This window comes from Aquabacter albus (assembly GCF_040049275.1).
In the GTDB taxonomy this organism is placed as follows: Bacteria; Pseudomonadota; Alphaproteobacteria; order Rhizobiales; family Xanthobacteraceae; genus Aquabacter.
Genome location: NZ_JBDZDT010000006.1, coordinates 49,855 through 66,762, shown reverse-complemented (window position 1 = coordinate 66,762; position 16,908 = coordinate 49,855). Strand labels below are relative to the sequence as shown.

The following is a 16,908-nucleotide window of genomic DNA, read 5'->3' as shown; positions in this document are numbered from 1 at the left end:
GAGGCGCCGGATGCGCCATCTGTCTTGAGGGTTCCATGACTGCCCACCATGCCAAGGTCGTCATCATCGGGTCGGGTCCGGCCGGATATACGGCCGCCATCTATGCGGCTCGCGCCATGCTTGAGCCGGTGTTGTTCGAGGGCATCCAGCCCGGCGGCCAGCTCACCATCACCACCGATGTCGAGAATTATCCCGGCTTTGCCGACGTCATCCAGGGACCCTGGCTGATGGAGCAGATGCGCGCCCAGGCCGCCCATGTGGGCACGCGCATCATCACCGACCATGTGTCGAGCCTTGATGCTTCGCACCGGCCGTTCCGGCTGGTGACCGACAGCGGCGAGGTCTATCTCGCCGACACCGTGATTCTGGCGACCGGCGCACAGGCGCGCTGGCTCGAACTGCCCTCCGAGGAGGTCTATCGCGGCTTCGGCGTCTCCGCCTGCGCCACCTGCGATGGCTTCTTCTATCGCGGCAAGCAGGTCGTGGTGGCGGGTGGCGGCAATACCGCCGTCGAGGAGGCCCTCTTCCTCACCAATTTCGCCTCCAAGGTCACCCTGGTGCATCGCCGCGACAAGCTGCGCGCGGAACGCATCCTGCAGGACCGCCTCTTCGCCCATCCCAAGGTGAATGTGGTGTGGAACGCGGAAGTGGCCGAGGTGGTGGGCGCCGATGAACCGACACGCGTCACCGGGGTGAAGCTGCGCGACGTGCGCACCGGCATCGAGACCCTGATTCCGGCCGATGGCTTCTTCGTCGCCATCGGCCACGCTCCGGCCACCTCCCTGGTGGAAGGACAAGTGCGGCTGAAGCCCAACGGCTATGTCTGGACCGAGCCGGATTCCACGGCGACCTCGGTCGCGGGCCTGTTCGCGGCCGGCGATGTCGCGGACGATATCTACCGCCAGGCGGTCACTGCCGCCGGGCGCGGCTGCATGGCCGCCTTGGAGGCCGAGCGCTTCCTGGCGCTCAACGAGACGTCCGTGGCGGCGGAGTGATTTGCAGGGCCGGGATGTCCGGCTCCGGTTCAACGAGAACAAACGGGAGCGCCACGCGGCGCGTCCCTTCCGGGGGCGGGCAGAATGGATTGGGATAAACTTAAGGTTTTCCACGTCGCGGCAGAGGCAGGGTCCTTCACCCATGCCGGTGAAACGCTGGGCCTCTCCCAGTCCGCCGTGAGCCGGCAGGTCTCGGCGCTGGAGCAGGAGCTGAAGGTTCCCCTGTTCCACCGCCATGCGCGCGGCCTCATCCTCACCGAGCAGGGCGAGCTGCTCTATCGCACCGCCCATGAGGTGTTCCTGAAGCTGGAATCGGCGCGCGCCCAGCTCACCGACAGCCGCGAGAAGCCCAATGGCGAACTGCGGGTGACCACCACAATGGGCCTCGGCACCCATTGGCTGACCGCGCGGGTGGGCGAGTTCGTGGAGCTTTATCCCGACATCCGCATCCAGCTCATCCTCACGGACGAGGAGCTGGACCTTGCCATGCGCGAGGCGGACGTTGCCATCCGCATGCGCCAGCCGGTGCAGCCGGATCTAGTGCAGCGCAAGCTCTTCACCGTGCATTTCCACGCTTACGCCTCGGCTGACTACATCAAGCGCCATGGCCATCCCCGGACGCTGGACGAGTTGGACAAGCACCGCATCCTGCTCTTGGGCGGGCCGATCCCGAGCTATTTCCAGGGCCTGAACTGGCTGGAGCATGCGGGCCGCGACGGCGGCGCCCCGCGCGTGCCGGCGTTCGAAGTGAACAGCGTGCTCGGCCTCCGGCGCGCGGTGGAGCGGGGTGTCGGCATCGGCACGCTGCCCGACTATCTCACCGACGACGCCACCTCGCTGGTGCAGCTTTTCACCGACCGCGAAACGCCTCAGCTGGAGGCATATTTCACCTATGCCCAGGAAATGCGCTCGGTGGCCCGAATTCAGGTGTTCCGAGACTTCCTGATCTCCAAGGCTCAACGCTGGAATTACTGAAATATGACGATTTCCGAGCAATTCCGCGCGGTTGCGCGGAGGAGCTAAGCGTCAGGCACATGCCTGACATGCGGTCACCTTGCATTGCATTCTGCCCAAAGAGGGGGCATCTTCTCCTTGCACTGCTTGCACCTTGTGCGGTGCAGCAGCTGTTCCCCTCTGGAAGGTTCGCCGCTCTGCGGCGATACTTGCCGGGCCTCGCAAGAGGTCCGGCATTTTTCTTTTGTGCGGCACCTCCACCGTAGCCGATGACTTCGGCGGGGCCGCTGTTTTCGCGGCGCAGCAAACTGTGCTTGGGAACAAGGCAGTAGTTCCGGCGTTCCCTTGGATTGCAGATCCGGGGAAATTGACCATGGCCCGCAGCGTGTCGCGTCTCGTGCAGCAGAGGACTGCCGGTCCATTCCCAGGCACCGACCCGACCCGACCTCCGGAGCCGCCCGTGCTGCCGCCGGATCCTGTCGAAGACCCCGATGACGTGCCGGACCCCGGCCCGGATCTTCCCCCGCCGCCCGAAGGCGACCCCTCCCGCGAACCGCGGCGCGATCCCTATCCCGACCCCGAGCCCGTTGACGATCCCGTACCCGGCCGGCACGATCCCCTGCAGGTCTCCGCCGCTTTCCGGTCGGACCTTTGGATGGGCTGACGGCGCGCCGCGCCGGCGAATCGTTTCGGGGGGATCTGGATGGACCGTCAGACCGCGGGTGCGGCCTTTGCCGTGGGGCTGGCGAGCCTTTCCCCGACGCCTACTCTCAGCGAGATTCCCTCGGCCTTCGTGGACGTGGCGCAGGTGGTGCCCGATGCGCAGTTCGACGTGCGCTATTTCACCACCGACAATTTCGTAGGCGCGCGCGTCGACGGCTATGAGGCGCACCGCTGCTTCCTCACCTTGCCGGCCGCGCAGGCCCTGCGGGCGGTGGCGGAGGAAGCCGCCAGGAATGCGCTGCGCCTGCTCATATTCGATTGCTACCGGCCGGCGCGCGCGGTGGCGCATTTCGCGCGCTGGGCGGCGGACCTCTCCGACGAGAAGACGAAGCTGGCCTATTATCCGGACGTGGAGAAACGGGACCTCTTCGCGGAAGGCTATATCGCCGAGCACTCCGGCCATTCCCGCGGCTCCACGCTCGATCTCACGCTGGTGAACGCCGCGAGCGGACGGCAGCTGGACATGGGGACGCCGTTCGACCTGTTCGGCCCACGCTCCTGGCCCTCTGCGCCGGACGTCACCCCGGAACAGCGCGCCAACCGCCGGATGCTCGCCGGGCTGATGGAGCGAAACGGCTTCAAGGGATTCGACAAGGAGTGGTGGCACTTCACCTTGAAGAACGAGCCGTTCCCGGACACCTATTTCGATTTTCCGATCCGCTGAGGAGACTGCCGGCGCCCATCACTGCGTCGCGGGAGGGATTGGCTCGTCTCCCTCCGCCATCCAGGCATTCACCAGCGTGTAGGCGATGGCCAACACGGTGGGCCCGAGGAAGATGCCGAGGATGCCGAACGCGATGAGGCCGCCGATGACGCCGGCGAGGATCAGAAGCAGCGGCAGATCCGCGCCCGCGCGTATCAGGATCGGGCGCAGGACGTTGTCCATGGTGACCGCGACGATGGTGAAGCCCAGCAGCACCGTGGCCGAGACGTTCTCCCCCGCATAATACAGCCATCCCACCGCCGGGATCAGCACCAGGGTGGGGCCGATCTGAATAAGGCACATGACGAACATGAGCGCGGTGAGAACGGGCGCGAAGGGGACGCCGACGACGGCGAGGCCGATACCGCCCACCATGCCCTGCGCGAGCGCGGTCACCACCACGCCGAGGGCGACCCCGCGGATGGCCTGGGCGGCAAGGCGGACCGCCATCTCCCCCCGCTCGCCGCCGAGACGGCGCCCGAAGCGCAACGAGGCGGCCGAGGCCTGCTCGCCCGCGGCATACATGCCGGCGGCGATGGCGGTGGTGAGCAGGAACTGCACGAACATCCAGCCGATATTGCCGGCGGTGGAGGCGAGCCCCTGGGTGAAAGTCCCGATATAGGGCGTGAGCTTCGGCGTCAGGTCCATGATGCCGGCCGCGGTGAACTGACCCCACATGTCGACGATGCTCTCTCCGACCAGCGGGATCTCCCCCATCCAGGACGGCGGGGGCGGAATGCGCAGGGAAAGGGCGGCGCGCGCCAGTTCGGTGATCGCTTCGGTGTTGGCGATGATGGTGTTGATGGCAAGCCAGAACGGCACGATCAGCACAAGAAGCAGCATCGTCGTCATCGCCAGGACGGCGATGGTGCGGCGGTTGCCGGTGTGGCGCTGGACCCAGATCATCAGCGGCCATGTCGCCACCACCAGGGTCGCGGCCCAGATGATCGCCGGCAGGAAAGGCTGGAGGATCCAGAAGCTCGCGGCGATAAGGCCGGCGATGAACAGCACGGAAAGCGTGGCCCGGGCGAGATCTGGATGAGGAGCGGCCATATCAAATCCAGAGGAACGTTATTGCTCGCTTGGGACCTCGAGCATGTGCCCGGAGTGGACCGCCGGAAACATCGCTGCCGGCACGAGCAACACTATGCCTGCAGTTCACCGACATTCATATTTCTCGCCTCCCGCCGTCAAGCACAAGGCGGATGTGCCGCGCCCGACGGCCTAGGGCTCCGCGCCGCGTCACTTGCGGAAGGGAGAAGTCAGCTGACAATAGGCGGCAATCGGCGTATAGCTTAAGCACAGTAAAAGTCGCGGCACGCTCGTGACTGGATCATATCGGGGGGCCGGTTCCTGCGGCTGCTACTTCTCGGACAAAGCGTTCGGGAGGACCCGACATGACGATCCGAAACCCGGTGGAATGGAGTGCCGATCAGGTCAAGCTGGCGATTCACGCCGTGCGATCGGCCAACCATGAACTGCTGCATGTGGAGCAGGGTGCGAACGTGGCGCGCCCGCTGGTCCGGCGCATCACGGTGGCGGATCTGAAAGACGTCGTGGCCAAGGGCTTCGCCGATTTCGCAGCCTACCGCACGGACGTCCTCTTCATTTGCCTGATCTATCCCCTGGCAGGGTTGCTCCTGGCGCGGTTCGCGCTGGGCCAGGGCATGCTGCCGCTGCTGTTCCCGCTGGTGTCGGGCTTTGCGCTGATCGGCCCGTTCGCTGCCGCGGGCCTATATGAGATGAGCCGCAGGCGCGAGCAGGGCGCGGCCGTCACCTGGTTCGACGCCTTCGGCGTCTTCCAGTCTCCTGCGCTGGGCCGGATCCTGGAGCTGGGCCTGCTGCTCACCGCCATCTTCGTGGTCTGGCTGGTGGTGGCGATGGCCATCTATGTGGCGACCTTCGGCCTGACCATGCCGACTTCATACGCCACATTCGCGCAGGAGGTCTTCACGACGCGCGCGGGATGGACGCTGATCCTTGTCGGGGTCGGCGCCGGGTTCCTGTTCGCGCTGCTGGTCCTTGCCATCAGCGCCATATCGTTTCCGCTGCTGATCGATCGCCCGGTTGGCGTGTCGACCGCCATCCGGACCTCCATCCGCGCCTTCGTGGTCAATCCGGTTCCCATGCTGGCCTGGGGCCTGATCGTGGCCGGTAGCCTCGTGCTCGGGGCCATCCCGGCGCTGGTGGGGCTCATCGTGGTCATGCCGGTGCTCGGCCACGCCACATGGCATCTCTATCGCAGGCTGGTGTTCTGAAGGCCAGCCTAAGACCTGTTTCCACTATTAGGACATCGCCACGCAACGGGAACACCTGAAAGGCAAGGATCAAGGCAATGTATGTCGTCGTGATTCTCGTTCTCGTGGCGGCAGGATCGGTTCTGTTTCACCTCCTCAGTCCGTGGTGGTGGACGCCGATCGCGTCCAACTGGAAATATATCGACGACACCATCATCATCACCTTCTGGATTTCCGGCGTCGTCTTCGTCGCCATCCTGTTCTTTATGGCCTATTGCGTCCTGCGCTTCCGCCACCGGGAGGGGCAGAAGGCCATGTACGAGCCGGAGAACAAGCGGCTCGAATGGGCGCTCACCATCGTCACCGGCCTCGGGGTCGCGGCCATGCTGGCACCGGGCCTGTTCGTGTGGCGGCAGTTCGTCACCGTTCCTGACGATGCCGCCACCATCGAGGTGGTCGGCCAGCAATGGCAATGGGCCTTCCGCCTGCCGGGCAAGGACGGGAAGCTCGGCGCAGTCTCGGTCGAGAGCATCGGCGGCGACAATACGCTCGGGCTGAGCCGCACCGATCCCAACGGGCGGGACGACGTGGTGATCGAAGGGGCGGAACTGCACCTGCCGGTGGGAAAACCGGTGAAGATCCTGCTGCGCTCCATCGACGTCTTGCACGATTTCTACGTGCCGGAGTTCCGGGCCAAGATGGACATGGTGCCGGGCTCCATCACCTATATCTGGCTCACGCCCACCCGCACCGGAACCTTCGAGATCCTCTGTGCCGAACTCTGCGGCGTCGGGCACCCCTTCATGCGCGGTGCGGTGATCGTCGATGAGGAAACGGACTACCACGCCTGGCTTGAGGCGCAGCAGACGCGCGTGATGGCGCAGCAATGACGCCGGAAAAATAATCCGGCGCGCACGGGCTCGCGGGCCCGAGGAAGGGAGCAGGGAGGTTTGTGATGGTCGATCTTCCGTTCGGCGCCACCCCCGGTGCGGTCCCGCGGGCCGAAGTCGAGGATGTGGAACTCTACCATCCGAAAAGCTGGCTGACGAAGTATGTCTTCGCACAGGACGCCAAGGTTATCGCCATCCAGTATTCCATGACGGCATTGTCCATCGGGCTCTTCGCGCTGGCACTGTCCTGGCTGATGCGGCTGCAGCTCGCGTTTCCCGGCCTCATCCCCTTCGTCGATGCCAATGCTTATTACCAGTTCATCACCATGCACGGCATGATGATGGTGGTCTATGTGCTCACCGCTTTGTTCCTGGGCGGCTTCGGCAACTACCTGATCCCGCTGATGGTCGGCGCGCGGGACATGGTGTTCCCCTATGTGAACATGCTCAGCTTCTGGGTGTATTTCCTCGCCGTCCTGGTCCTGTTCGCGAGCTTCTTCGCCCCCGGTGGTCCCACCGGCGCCGGCTGGACTCTCTATCCGCCCCAGGCGGTGCTCTCCGGCACGCCTGGGCAGGAATGGGGCATCGTGCTGATGCTCGCCTCCCTGATGATCTTCATCATCGGCTTCACCATGGGCGGGCTGAACTATGTGGTGACGGTGCTCCAAGGGCGCACCCGCGGGATGACGCTCATGCGCATGCCGCTCACCGTGTGGGGCATCTTCACCGCCAGCGTGATGGCGCTGTTCGCCTTTCCCGCTTTGTTCGTGGGCGCGGTGATGATGCTGTTCGACCGGCTGCTCGGCACCAGCTTCTTCATGCCGGCCATCGTGGAGATGGGCACCCATCTCAAATATGGCGGCGGCAGCCCGCTTCTGTTCCAGCATCTGTTCTGGTTCTTCGGGCATCCCGAAGTCTACATCGTCGCTCTGCCGGCCTTCGGCATCGTCTCCGACCTCATCAGCACCCATGCGCGGCGGAACATCTTCGGCTATCGCATGATGGTGTGGGCGATCCTGGCCATCGGCGCCCTCTCGTTCGTGGTGTGGGCGCACCACATGTATGTGAGCGGCATGAACCCCTATTTCGGGTTCTTCTTCGCCACCACCACGCTCATCATCGCCATTCCCACCGCCATCAAGGTCTATAACTGGATCCTGACCCTCTGGCGCGGCGACATCCATCTCACCGTGCCCATGCTGTTCGCCCTCGCCTTCATCGTCACCTTCGTGAATGGCGGGCTCACCGGCCTCTTCCTCGGCAATGTGGTGGTGGACGTTCCCTTGTCCGACACCATGTTCGTGGTCGCCCATTTCCACATGGTGATGGGGATTGCGCCCGTCCTCGTCATCTTCGGGGCGATCTATCACTGGTATCCCAAGATCACCGGCCGGATGCTGAACGTGACGCTGGGCCAGATCCACTTCTGGGTCACCTTCCTCGGCGCCTACGCCATCTTCTTCCCCATGCATTATCTCGGCCTGCTGGGCATGCCGCGGCGCTATTACGAGATGGGCGAGAGCGTCATCTATCCGCCCTCCGCCCATACGCTCAACATGTTCATTACCGTGACCGCGCTCGTGGTGGGGGCGACGCAATTCACCTTCGTGTTCAACCTCATCTGGAGCCTGTTCAAGGGCCGGGAGGCCGGCGGCAATCCCTGGCGCGCCACGACGCTCGAATGGCAGACGCCAGAAACCCCGCCGCCCCACGGCAATTGGGGCAAGGACCTGCCGGTGGTCTATCGCTGGGCCTATGATTACAGCGTGCCGGGCTACCCTGAGGACTTCATCCCGCAGAACCAGCCGCCGCTCCGCCTTGCGGCCGCAGGGCCGGCCCCCTCGGGAGGCGGGCCATGACCATCGTCCTCGTCTTCCTTGGCCTCGCCGGCGCCTTCGGGGCGTGGTGGCTGTGGCGGCAGGGGCTGGCGTCCAAGCCCTGGCTCGAACAGGGCGTGATCGGGGATGCCGCCGGCATGGACGCGCCGTCTCCGCTGGCGGCAAAGGTTGGCCTCGGCTTCTTCCTGGTGGTCGCGGGTTCGCTCTTCACCCTGTCCATCAGCGCCTATTCCATGCGCCTCCAGGGGGCGGACTGGTGGCCGCTGCCGGTGCCGGCGCTGCTCTGGCTCAATACCGGCCTGCTCATCGCCTCCAGCTTTGCGCTCGAATGGGCGAAGGCGTTCGCGCGGCGGGCGGACATCCGGCAGGTCCGGGCCGGCCTTTTTGCCGGAGGTATCTTCGCGGCCGCCTTCCTCGCCGGACAGCTCCTGGCGTGGCGGGAGCTGTATGCCGACGGCTATTTTCTCGCCTCCAATCCCGCGAACTCGTTCTTCTATCTGATGACCGGACTGCACGGCCTGCACGTGTTGGGCGGCCTCGTCGCCCTCGGGCGGACCATCACTCACGCGCAGCGGACCCTTGATGCCCGCAAGGTGCGGCTCGGCGTCGAGCTTTGCGCCATCTACTGGCACTTCCTGCTTCTGGTGTGGCTCGTCCTGTTCGCGCTGCTCACCGGATGGGCCGGGGACGTCTTTGAAATATGCCGTCAGGCGCTCACCTGAGGAGAAGCGGATGGTTGAATCAACACTGCCCCGCGCATCAGCCCAGCCCCTCGGGCCGACCGGCCTGCGCAGCATCGCGGCGGACCTGTCGTCCGATCAGCGGGCGTTCAAGAACGTCTCGTGGGGCAAGGCCATGATGTGGATCTTCCTCCTGAGCGACACCTTCGTCTTCAGCTGCTTCCTGATCTCCTACATGACGGCGCGCATCTCCACGACCGTGCCCTGGCCGAACCCCAGCGAGGTCTTCTCCCTGGAGATTGCGGGCACGGAGTTTCCGCTTCTGCTGATCGCCATCATGACCTTCATCCTGATCTCCAGCAGCGGCACCATGGCCATGGCCGTGAACTTCGGCTACCGCCGCGACCGCGCGAAGACCGCCGTCCTCATGCTGGTGACCGCCGTTCTCGGGGCCACCTTCGTGGGCATGCAGGCATTCGAGTGGACCAAGCTGATCTCGGAGGGCGTGCGGCCCTGGGAGAATCCGTGGGGTGCCGCCCAGTTCGGGTCCACCTTCTTCATGATCACGGGCTTCCACGGCACCCACGTGACTTTCGGCGTGATCTTCCTCCTGATCATCGCGCGCAAGGTCTGGCGAGGGGACTTCGACACGGAAAGACGCGGCTTCTTCACCAGCCGGAAGGGCCGGTACGAGGCGGTCGAGATCATGGGCCTCTACTGGCACTTCGTGGATCTGGTCTGGGTGTTCATCTTCGCGCTCTTCTACCTCTGGTGACGGCCATGACACAGACGGCGACGACACAGACGGCGGCACACGGGCAGGCGCATACACAGCAGCATCCCATCAAGCTCTACATCGTAGTGTGGATCCTGCTGTTCGTCCTGAGCACGTTTTCCTATCTGGTCGACTATTTCAGCCTTCAGGGGGGCCTGAGATACGGGCTTATCCTGTTGTTCATGATGCTGAAGGCCGGATTGATCGTCGCCGTCTTCATGCATCTGGCCTGGGAGCGGTTGGCCTTGAGCTATGCCATCCTTGTTCCTTTGGGCGCGGTGCTGGTGTTCGTCGCGATCATGGTGTTCGAGGCCGACTATACCTTCCTCAACCGCATCCTCTATTTCAGCCCGCCGGCATAGGAGTGCCCGGAAATGCCCGCTCTTCACCTCAGGGGATTTGCGATGCGCACGATCTCCCTCATCGTCCTTCTGTTCCTCCCCTCCTTGCTGGCGCCGCCTGCTGAGGCCCAGGACGTCGCCGCCGGCGAGCGCGTCTGGAACAAGTGCAAGCCGTGCCATCAGGTGGGCGAGAACGCCAAGAATATGGTCGGCCCCGTACTGAATGGGCTGTTCGGGCGCCACTCCGGCAGCATCCCGAGCTTCAGCTATACGGATGCCAACAAGAATTCGGGGATCGTCTGGGACGAGGCCGTATTCGCGGAATACATCAAGGACCCCAAGGCGAAGATCCCCGGCACCAAGATGACTTTCGTGGGGCTGAAGAGCGACCAGGAAATCAAGGATGTGACGGCTTTCCTGAAGCAGTACGGAGCGGACGGGAAGAAGCAGTAGGCGCTCCAATCCCACTCGTCCCGCGCTGGCGCGGCCTTGGCATCACATGGGCGTCGCCGCTTCCACCTTCAGCCGGCGGCCCCAGGCATCGAAGAATTCGCCATCATTCAGCGTCAGCCGGTTCTCCTGCACGCGGGTTTCAAGTGCGCGAAGGCGGGCGCGGGCCTCTGCGTTCAGAAGCAGGCCGCCCGCATCCAGCACGGGGAAGAAAGCCGCCCCGTCCCACGCCTTTCCCGAGCCCGCGAACAGGCCGACAATCTCCGCCCACCGCACCTCGTCGCCGATGATGTTGAGGAAAGTGGAGGCCAGCGGCGTCACTTCCAGCGCGCCGATGCGCACCAGCACCACCAAGGCAGTGAAGGCGCCTTCCGCGGCGAAGGTTTCCGAGAGCCAGGCGTCGAACTCCACGCCCGCTCCGGGCCCGCCGGCCTTGTCCTTCTTGAACCGGGGCTTGTCCGGCTTGCGCTTAGAAGTCGACAAGCGGCGTCTCCCGCATGTAGTGCTCAAACAGGTACCAGAACGAGCTTTCCCGCGTCTGCGCGTACCAGTCCTCGAAGGTCGCCATGGCGGCGGGGGCATCCTCGGTGCCTTCGGGCGGCTCGCCCTCCGCCAGGGCGAAATGGATCGCCAGCGCCACCGGTGCGAAGCGGGTCAGCACCTCCTCGCGCGCAGGCGTCGTCTCGTCCCAGCCCAGCCGGGTGCGCAGATAGGCTTGCGCATGGAGAACGGCCACGTCCGGGCTCTCCGCGCCGCCCACCATCTCCGCCAGCGGCCGCAGGAAATTGATGCGCCGGTAAGCCTCCGACCGCGCGGCGGCGAGCGCCTTGGTGCGTGCCTCGGCCTCCGTGCGGAAGGCGCGTTCCGCGGCTTCGGCGGCCTCCGCCGCCTGCTGGAGTGATGAGAGATAGGTGGCAAGGCTCATGTCAGCGTCTCCTCACCTTCGGCCGCTTTTCGGCGCGGCTTTCTTATCGGGGGCGTGGGAGCGTGGCGGAAGAGAGTGGGAGTCGAACCCACCAAGGACCGGCTCGCGGCCCCTCCCGGATTTGAAGTCCGGACGCCCCACCAGGGACGCTTCTCTTCCTTTGGCGTCAGCCGGCGGAACCGCGCCGGCAGATTCTTGTGTCGGCGCATCATCCGCTGGCGGGCGGAACAGGTCTAGCCTGTGCGGGTTCACGCGCCGCAGGTCTCCCCGGCGCAAGGTGACCCCGTGGCGGTCGAAGAATTCCAGGATCTGGATGGCCACTTTCCGCCCGTTCTCCACCTCGTCGCGGAACTGGGCGGCGGCGAACTGGGTGTGGGCGGCGCCGAGCCTCACGAGGATGGCCACCATCTCCGCCACGGTGCCGCGCAGGAAGAAATGGTCGTGCGCCACCTCGTCCACGCGGCCCATGCGCCCTAACAGCTTCATCATGCGGCGGATGTCGGGCTCCGGCTCCCCCAGCACGCCGGCAATGTCGCGCACGCGGGGCGGGCGGAAGCGCTCGGTGCCGCCGATGAGCGGGCGGGCGCGGGACCAGAGCGCCTCGTCGCGCTCCGTGAGGCGCACCGAGAAGCCGGCGCGGCGTACCCAGGCGCCGTCCAGCGCGATCTCCCCCTCGCGCGCCAGATGGTGGAGCGCAGCGGCGAAGACGGGGGCGGGTAGGCGGGGCTCGGACTGAAGGCGCAGCCGCTCGATGCCGAGGCCCGGAAGGTCGGGATTCTCCACATGGAAGGTATCGAGGCGGGCGAGGAGCGCCGCATGGAAGGCCTGCCAACGGACTGCGGAGAGCACATGGAGCGCGTCTCCCACCGGCAGGCGCGCGAGGCCGAGCCGTTCCGCGATCCCGTCCGCCTCCTCCGCAGCCAGGGCGCGGTCGCGCACGAAGGCGGTGAGGTTGAGGACGAAGGGGCTGGTTTCGAGCAGGCCGGCGACGGCGGCCTCGGGCTGGGCCTCGGTGCAGGCCGCGAGCTGGGCGAGGCGCTCCGGCGTGCGGCGCTTGCGGGCGGGGGCGCGCAGGTCCAAGAGCCGGCCGCCGCCAATGGTGCGCCGGGCCGAGGTGTCGCGCACCACATAGCGGTCGCCCGCCGCCGCCGCGATGGGCCCTTCCAGCACCAGTTGCACGAGCCCCGAGCCGCCCGGCGCGATGGGATCGCCCAGGAGCACCACGCGCGCACCCACCTCGCAGGAGGCGGTATGGAAGCGCACCGGAAGCCATTGGGCGATGGCCTTGCGCTCGCCGGGAAGCACGTTCAGCGTGGCATCGATGCGGTCGGTGGGGGCGTGAAGCGCCGGGTCCAGCACCACGTCGCCCCGCGCGATGGCGTCCTTGGAGATGGCCTCGCCCGCAAGGTTCAGGCCGCAGCGGTCACCCGCCTTGCCGATCTCGGCCGGCGTGTCCTGGGCGCGGATGGAGCGCACGCGGGCCTGGAGCCCGGCGGGGCTCACCATGACCCGGTCACCCGCCCGGACGGTGCCGGAGAGCACGGTGCCCGTGACCACCGTGCCGGCGCCGGACAGGGTGAAGGAGCGGTCCACCGCGAGGCGCAAGCGCCCCGTGGCGGCGCGGGAGGCGAGGGTAAGGGATGCCTCGATGAGCCGTGCCCGGACCTCGTCGATGCCCAGGCCCGTGGCGCTGGAGACGGGGATGATGGGCGCGCCGTCCAGCGCCGTCCCGGCGAGGGTGGCGGCGATCTCCGCGGTCACAGCCTCCAGCCGGGCTTCGTCCACCAGATCCGCCTTGGTGAGCGCGATAAGGCCGTGGGAGATGCCGAGCAGATCGATGATGGCGAGGTGCTCGCGGGTCTGGGGCATCACGCCGTCATCGGCCGCCACCACCAGCAGCGCGAAATCGATGCCGCTGGCGCCCGCCAGCATAGTGTGCACGAATTTCTCATGCCCCGGCACGTCGATGAAGCCCAGCGTCTCGCCGCTTTCCTGGGGCAGGTAGGCGAAGCCGAGATCGATGGAGATGCCGCGCGCCTTCTCCTCCTTCAGCCGGTCGGTATCGACGCCGGTGAGCGCGCGCACCAGGGAGGTCTTGCCATGGTCGATATGCCCGGCCGTGCCGATGATCATGGCGCCGGCTCCGGCAAGGGCGCCTTCGCGCGGCGCTCGGCGTCCGCCAGTTCCTCCGCCGAGAGCGCGGCACGCACCGGCTCCAGGAACGGCGTGGCGAGGCCGCTGCCACCTTCATAGCCGCGCAGCAGCCATTCATAGGCAGCGGGCGGATCGCGCGGCACGCCGGAGCCGAGATGGAGCGCGGCGCCCAGCATGGCCTGGCCGTCCGCATCGCCCCGCTCCGCGCCGCGCCGCCACCAGCGGGCTGCCTCGGCCGGGTCGCGCTCCACCCCGAGCGCATTGTGGTGGAGCATGCCGAGGCGCGTCATGGAGGAGGCGATGCCATGCCCGGCGGCGGCCAGCGCCCAATGGCGGGCTTCGATCACGTCGGTGGCGATCACCTCGCCTTCCAGCAGCATCCAGCTCAGCATGTCCTGGGCCGGCCCGTCATCCTGCTCGGCGGCGGCACGGTAGAGCTCGGCGGCGTGGACATAATCCTGCGGCGCGCCTTCGCCCTTGAAATAGAGCGCGGCGAGGTTGCGCTGGCCCACGGGATCGCCCGCCTGGGCCGCCGCCGACAGCCAGCGCTGCGCCAGAGCGGGATCCCGCTCGACGCCGATGCCCTCGGCGAAGCAGGCACCGATATTGTTCTGCGCCCGGGCATTGCCCTGCCGGGCCAGCTTCTCCCAGAGGTTGAGGGCGGTGTCGTAGTCGCCTGCCTGCGCGGCGGAGAGCGCCTGCGCCATGGCGGCGGCTTCATCGCGGGGCTGCGGGGACGGCGTCCGCCGCAGGCGGTCAAGCCAGCCCATCGGGAAGCTCCAGGGCAGCGAAGGCGGCGAGGAAACCGGCCTCGTCCTCCAGGCAGCGCAGGTCCAGCACCAGCGCGCCATCCTCCATGCGGCCGATCACCGGCACCGGCAAAGCGCGCAACGCGCGGGCGAGGGCATCCAGCGCATGGCCGCCGCCTTCGGGGCGCAGTGCGAGGCCGAAGCTCTCCAGCGTCGCGGTGGGCAGCGCCCCGGAGCCGATCTGGCTGCGGCAGGGGCGGGGGGTCACTGTTACGTGGGGGCCGAGCTTCGCCTGGAGGGGCGGGGCGAGGCGGCCGGCTGCGGCCTCCATTTCCCCGGCCTTACGGGCGAGCAGGCGCAGCGTGGGCAGGCGCGCGGCGAGCCGGTCGGGGTCGCCATAGAGCTTCAGGGTGGCTTCCAGCGCGGCGAGGCGAATCTTGTCCACCCTGAGCGCCCGCTTCATGGGGTTCTTGTTGATGGCGGCGAGGAGGTCGCGGCGCCCCACGATGAAGCCGGTCTGCGGGCCGCCTAGCAGCTTGTCGCCGGAGAAGGTGACGATGTCCGCCCCGTCCGCCACCGTCTCGCGCACGGTGGGCTCATGGACGAGGCCGTAGCGGGCGAGGTCGCACAGCGTTCCGGAGCCGAGATCGTGGAACAGCGGCACGCCTTTCTCGCGCGCGATGGCGGCCAGTTCGCGGGGCTCCACTTCCTTGGTGAAGCCCTCGATGCGGTAATTGGAGGTGTGGACCTTCACCACGAGGCCCGTGTCCGGCCCGATGGCGCCCAGATAATCCTTGGGATGGGTGCGGTTGGTGGTGCCCACTTCCACCAGCTTCGTGCCGGCGCGCGCCATGATATTAGGCATGCGGAAGGCGCCGCCGATCTCGATCAGTTCGCCGCGCGAGACGATGGATTCCTTGCCCAGCGCCAGTGTGTTCAGCACCAGCAGCACCGCGGCGGCATTGTTGTTGACCACGGTGGCATCTTCCGCGCCGGTCAATTCACAGAGCAGGCCGCGCACATGGTCGTCCCGCTCGCCCCGTCCGCCTTCCGCGATGTCATATTCCAGCGTCACCGCCTGCCGCATGGCGGCGAGCGCCGCCTCCGCGGCCTCCTCGGCCAGGATCGCGCGGCCGAGATTGGTGTGGAGCACCGTGCCGGTGAGGTTGAAGACCGGGCGCAGGCTCGGTGCGGCATCGATTTCCAGCTTCGAGAGCGCGGCCTCCGCAATGTCGTCCGCGCCGGAGGGATGGCCTGCGCCCGCGCGCACCGCCGCGCGAGCCTCGTCCAGCACCCTGCGGACGGTCGCGGTGAAAGGCTCGCGCCCGTGCCGGTCGATGCCGGCGCGGGCGGTGGCGCTCTTCAGCACCTGATCCACCGAGGGCAGGGCGCGGAGCGCCGCGGTTGGCGCTTGGGGCTCTGGCGCGGACATGGCTGTCTCAATAGCCGAGCAGGAAGGGATTGAAGGCGGCGCGGCGGTATGGCCCTGGCCGCATCAGCAGGTCGAGCGCCAGGGAGGCGACGTCGTCCGCCATGGGCTCCACGCCTGTATCCTTCGCCTGGTAGAGCACCTTCACATAGGAATGGCACTCGTCGCAGGTCTCCGCCTTCACCGCGCCGGAGCTGCCTTCCACCTCCTGCAGGCCGATGCCCTTGGTGGAGCCGCACACCACGCAGCGCACGCGCACATGGTTCCAGAGCGTGCCGCAGAGCGCGCAGGCGCAATAGCGGGCGCCGGGAGCGGTGGGCCAGTCCACCACGAGGCTCGCCAAAGGCGGGCCGCCGCAGCAGGGGCAGACCCCCTCGGCGATGCGGGCGAGGCGACCGACATCGAGCCCGGCTGCAAGGCGGGCGAAATGGACCTGGAGGGCGGCGGCCACATAAAGGTGCTCCGCCAGCGCCTCCATGGGCAGGGAATCGGCGAGCACGTTGCGCACCATGGCATCGCGCGCGGCGGGGCCGGCGGTGATGACGCGCTCCAGCGCCTCCTCGGCGAGGGCGGGCTTGTCCACGCTCCGCGCCCCGTTCAGCAGCCGTTCCAGCGTGGCGTCGAAAGCGGCGTCAAGCGTGAAGCGGCCCCGGTCGAGCGGCGGCATGGCGAATTCGGCGGCGCGGGCAAGGCTTTCCGCGTCCGGCCCCTCGGCGGGGGGCAGATCGTCGAGGATGCGATGCTGCACCTCCACCAGGGCGGAGAGGAAGACGAGATACGGCTTCAGCTCGCTGCCCTCGGCGAGCGCCGCGAGGCGCCGGGCCCGCGTCTCGAATAAAGTGGAGGGATCGGGGAGCTTGGCATAAGGCGGCTGGGCGATGCCGCCGATCATGCTGGGATCGGGCTGGATTTCAGAGGGACGCGACATGGCTTCCTCACGAACCCCACGGGTCACGTGGTGCGATGGCCGCCGTGCCAGCCAGCCGGCACGGCGGAACGATTAAACCACACTCCAACGCGGGAATGCGGAGCGAGAAAGGCGGAGGCTTGCCTCCTCCACGCCGC

17 protein-coding genes, 1 tRNA gene and 1 pseudogene are annotated in these 16,908 nt (G+C 67.0%); 11 read left to right on the top strand and 8 right to left on the bottom strand.

Annotated features, from left to right (window positions below):
* Positions 1-35 precede the first annotated feature (35 nt).
* From trxB to ABLE91_RS15920, 4 genes are all read left to right on the top strand, one after another.
* Positions 36-995 (top strand): thioredoxin-disulfide reductase, encoded by a 960-nt coding sequence (gene trxB / locus ABLE91_RS15935; protein ID WP_348932195.1) that lies wholly within the window; start codon positions 36-38, stop codon positions 993-995.
* Positions 996-1,079: 84 nt separating this feature from the next.
* Complete coding sequence (locus ABLE91_RS15930; protein ID WP_132033909.1) at positions 1,080-1,970, top strand: LysR family transcriptional regulator; 891 nt, start codon at positions 1,080-1,082, stop codon at positions 1,968-1,970.
* Between the two features lie 352 nt (positions 1,971-2,322).
* Positions 2,323-2,613 (top strand): hypothetical protein, encoded by a 291-nt coding sequence (locus ABLE91_RS15925; protein WP_348932194.1) that lies wholly within the window; start codon positions 2,323-2,325, stop codon positions 2,611-2,613.
* Between the two features lie 39 nt (positions 2,614-2,652).
* Entirely contained in the window at positions 2,653-3,336 is a 684-nt protein-coding gene (locus ABLE91_RS15920) for a M15 family metallopeptidase (protein WP_348932193.1), read from the top strand.
* An 18-nt stretch (positions 3,337-3,354) separates the two neighbouring features.
* Here ABLE91_RS15920 and ydiK read toward each other — a convergent pair whose 3' ends face one another.
* Positions 3,355-4,428 carry an AI-2E family transporter YdiK gene (gene ydiK, locus ABLE91_RS15915; protein WP_348932192.1) on the bottom strand — a complete coding sequence of 358 codons (1,074 nt, stop codon included), beginning with the start codon at positions 4,426-4,428 and terminating at the stop codon, positions 3,355-3,357.
* Positions 4,429-4,772: 344 nt separating this feature from the next.
* Between ydiK and ABLE91_RS15910 the strand changes: the two genes are divergently transcribed.
* The 7 genes from ABLE91_RS15910 to ABLE91_RS15880 all read left to right on the top strand — a co-directional run bounded on the left by ABLE91_RS15910 (position 4,773) and on the right by ABLE91_RS15880 (position 10,589).
* Positions 4,773-5,633, top strand: a complete 861-nt coding sequence (locus ABLE91_RS15910; RefSeq protein WP_348932190.1) for a DUF2189 domain-containing protein — start codon at positions 4,773-4,775, stop codon at positions 5,631-5,633.
* Between the two features lie 77 nt (positions 5,634-5,710).
* The gene (locus ABLE91_RS15905; protein WP_348932189.1) at positions 5,711-6,502 is read left to right on the top strand and encodes a cytochrome c oxidase subunit II; all 792 of its coding nucleotides are present in this window, start codon (positions 5,711-5,713) and stop codon (positions 6,500-6,502) included.
* 65 nt (positions 6,503-6,567) lie between these two features.
* Positions 6,568-8,361 carry a cytochrome c oxidase subunit I gene (locus ABLE91_RS15900; protein ID WP_348932188.1) on the top strand — a complete coding sequence of 598 codons (1,794 nt, stop codon included), beginning with the start codon at positions 6,568-6,570 and terminating at the stop codon, positions 8,359-8,361.
* The gene (locus ABLE91_RS15895; protein ID WP_348932186.1) at positions 8,358-9,062 is read left to right on the top strand and encodes a cytochrome c oxidase subunit 3; all 705 of its coding nucleotides are present in this window, start codon (positions 8,358-8,360) and stop codon (positions 9,060-9,062) included. The genes ABLE91_RS15900 and ABLE91_RS15895 overlap by 4 nt, the downstream gene beginning before the upstream one ends.
* Before the next feature lie 10 nt (positions 9,063-9,072).
* Positions 9,073-9,795 (top strand): heme-copper oxidase subunit III family protein, encoded by a 723-nt coding sequence (locus tag ABLE91_RS15890; RefSeq protein WP_348932185.1) that lies wholly within the window; start codon positions 9,073-9,075, stop codon positions 9,793-9,795.
* A 5-nt stretch (positions 9,796-9,800) separates the two neighbouring features.
* Positions 9,801-10,157 carry a cytochrome C oxidase subunit IV family protein gene (locus ABLE91_RS15885; RefSeq protein WP_348932183.1) on the top strand — a complete coding sequence of 119 codons (357 nt, stop codon included), beginning with the start codon at positions 9,801-9,803 and terminating at the stop codon, positions 10,155-10,157.
* A 42-nt stretch (positions 10,158-10,199) separates the two neighbouring features.
* A complete protein-coding gene (locus ABLE91_RS15880; RefSeq protein WP_348932182.1) occupies positions 10,200-10,589 on the top strand; it encodes a c-type cytochrome in 390 nt (129 codons plus the stop codon).
* Between the two features lie 42 nt (positions 10,590-10,631).
* On the opposite strand, the gene ABLE91_RS15875 is transcribed toward ABLE91_RS15880, so the two are convergent.
* From ABLE91_RS15875 to fdhE, 7 genes and pseudogenes are all read right to left on the bottom strand, one after another.
* A complete protein-coding gene (locus ABLE91_RS15875; RefSeq protein ID WP_348932180.1) occupies positions 10,632-11,069 on the bottom strand; it encodes a hypothetical protein in 438 nt (145 codons plus the stop codon).
* Positions 11,056-11,511 (bottom strand): hypothetical protein, encoded by a 456-nt coding sequence (locus ABLE91_RS15870; protein WP_348932178.1) that lies wholly within the window; start codon positions 11,509-11,511, stop codon positions 11,056-11,058. Before ABLE91_RS15870 ends, ABLE91_RS15875 begins: the two co-directional genes overlap by 14 nt.
* A gap of 63 nt (positions 11,512-11,574) precedes the next feature.
* Positions 11,575-11,670, bottom strand: a tRNA-Sec gene (locus ABLE91_RS15865).
* A 153-nt stretch (positions 11,671-11,823) separates the two neighbouring features.
* Positions 11,824-13,644 (bottom strand): annotated as a pseudogene (selB, locus tag ABLE91_RS15860) (selenocysteine-specific translation elongation factor); the annotation flags it as partial.
* A complete protein-coding gene (locus ABLE91_RS15855) occupies positions 13,641-14,435 on the bottom strand; it encodes a tetratricopeptide repeat protein (RefSeq protein ID WP_348932176.1) in 795 nt (264 codons plus the stop codon). The gene ABLE91_RS15855 and the pseudogene selB, both read right to left, overlap by 4 nt.
* On the bottom strand, positions 14,422-15,846 hold the full coding sequence (selA, locus tag ABLE91_RS15850; RefSeq protein ID WP_348932173.1) for an L-seryl-tRNA(Sec) selenium transferase: 1,425 nt from the start codon (positions 15,844-15,846) through the stop codon (positions 14,422-14,424). The genes ABLE91_RS15855 and selA overlap by 14 nt, the downstream gene beginning before the upstream one ends.
* A 7-nt stretch (positions 15,847-15,853) precedes the next feature.
* Positions 15,854-16,771, bottom strand: a complete 918-nt coding sequence (fdhE, locus tag ABLE91_RS15845) for a formate dehydrogenase accessory protein FdhE (RefSeq protein WP_348932172.1) — start codon at positions 16,769-16,771, stop codon at positions 15,854-15,856.
* Positions 16,772-16,908: the final 137 nt, after the last annotated feature.

What these genes read in the sequence shown, in the direction of transcription:
- ABLE91_RS15895 (WP_348932186.1), top strand. Translation starts at nt 8,358, where the DNA reads ATGACCATCGTCCTCGTCTTCCTTGGCCTCGCCGGCGCCTTCGGGGCG.
- ABLE91_RS15900 (WP_348932188.1), top strand. Translation starts at nt 6,568, where the DNA reads ATGGTCGATCTTCCGTTCGGCGCCACCCCCGGTGCGGTCCCGCGGGCC.
- selA (WP_348932173.1), bottom strand. Translation starts at nt 15,846, where the DNA reads ATGTCCGCGCCAGAGCCCCAAGCGCCAACCGCGGCGCTCCGCGCCCTG.
- fdhE (WP_348932172.1), bottom strand. Translation starts at nt 16,771, where the DNA reads ATGTCGCGTCCCTCTGAAATCCAGCCCGATCCCAGCATGATCGGCGGC.
- ABLE91_RS15920 (WP_348932193.1), top strand. Translation starts at nt 2,653, where the DNA reads ATGGACCGTCAGACCGCGGGTGCGGCCTTTGCCGTGGGGCTGGCGAGC.
- ABLE91_RS15885 (WP_348932183.1), top strand. Translation starts at nt 9,801, where the DNA reads ATGACACAGACGGCGACGACACAGACGGCGGCACACGGGCAGGCGCAT.
- ABLE91_RS15905 (WP_348932189.1), top strand. Translation starts at nt 5,711, where the DNA reads ATGTATGTCGTCGTGATTCTCGTTCTCGTGGCGGCAGGATCGGTTCTG.
- ABLE91_RS15910 (WP_348932190.1), top strand. Translation starts at nt 4,773, where the DNA reads ATGACGATCCGAAACCCGGTGGAATGGAGTGCCGATCAGGTCAAGCTG.
- ABLE91_RS15880 (WP_348932182.1), top strand. Translation starts at nt 10,200, where the DNA reads ATGCGCACGATCTCCCTCATCGTCCTTCTGTTCCTCCCCTCCTTGCTG.
- trxB (WP_348932195.1), top strand. Translation starts at nt 36, where the DNA reads ATGACTGCCCACCATGCCAAGGTCGTCATCATCGGGTCGGGTCCGGCC.
- ABLE91_RS15930 (WP_132033909.1), top strand. Translation starts at nt 1,080, where the DNA reads ATGGATTGGGATAAACTTAAGGTTTTCCACGTCGCGGCAGAGGCAGGG.
- ABLE91_RS15855 (WP_348932176.1), bottom strand. Translation starts at nt 14,435, where the DNA reads ATGGGCTGGCTTGACCGCCTGCGGCGGACGCCGTCCCCGCAGCCCCGC.
- ydiK (WP_348932192.1), bottom strand. Translation starts at nt 4,428, where the DNA reads ATGGCCGCTCCTCATCCAGATCTCGCCCGGGCCACGCTTTCCGTGCTG.
- ABLE91_RS15870 (WP_348932178.1), bottom strand. Translation starts at nt 11,511, where the DNA reads ATGAGCCTTGCCACCTATCTCTCATCACTCCAGCAGGCGGCGGAGGCC.
- ABLE91_RS15890 (WP_348932185.1), top strand. Translation starts at nt 9,073, where the DNA reads ATGGTTGAATCAACACTGCCCCGCGCATCAGCCCAGCCCCTCGGGCCG.
- ABLE91_RS15925 (WP_348932194.1), top strand. Translation starts at nt 2,323, where the DNA reads ATGGCCCGCAGCGTGTCGCGTCTCGTGCAGCAGAGGACTGCCGGTCCA.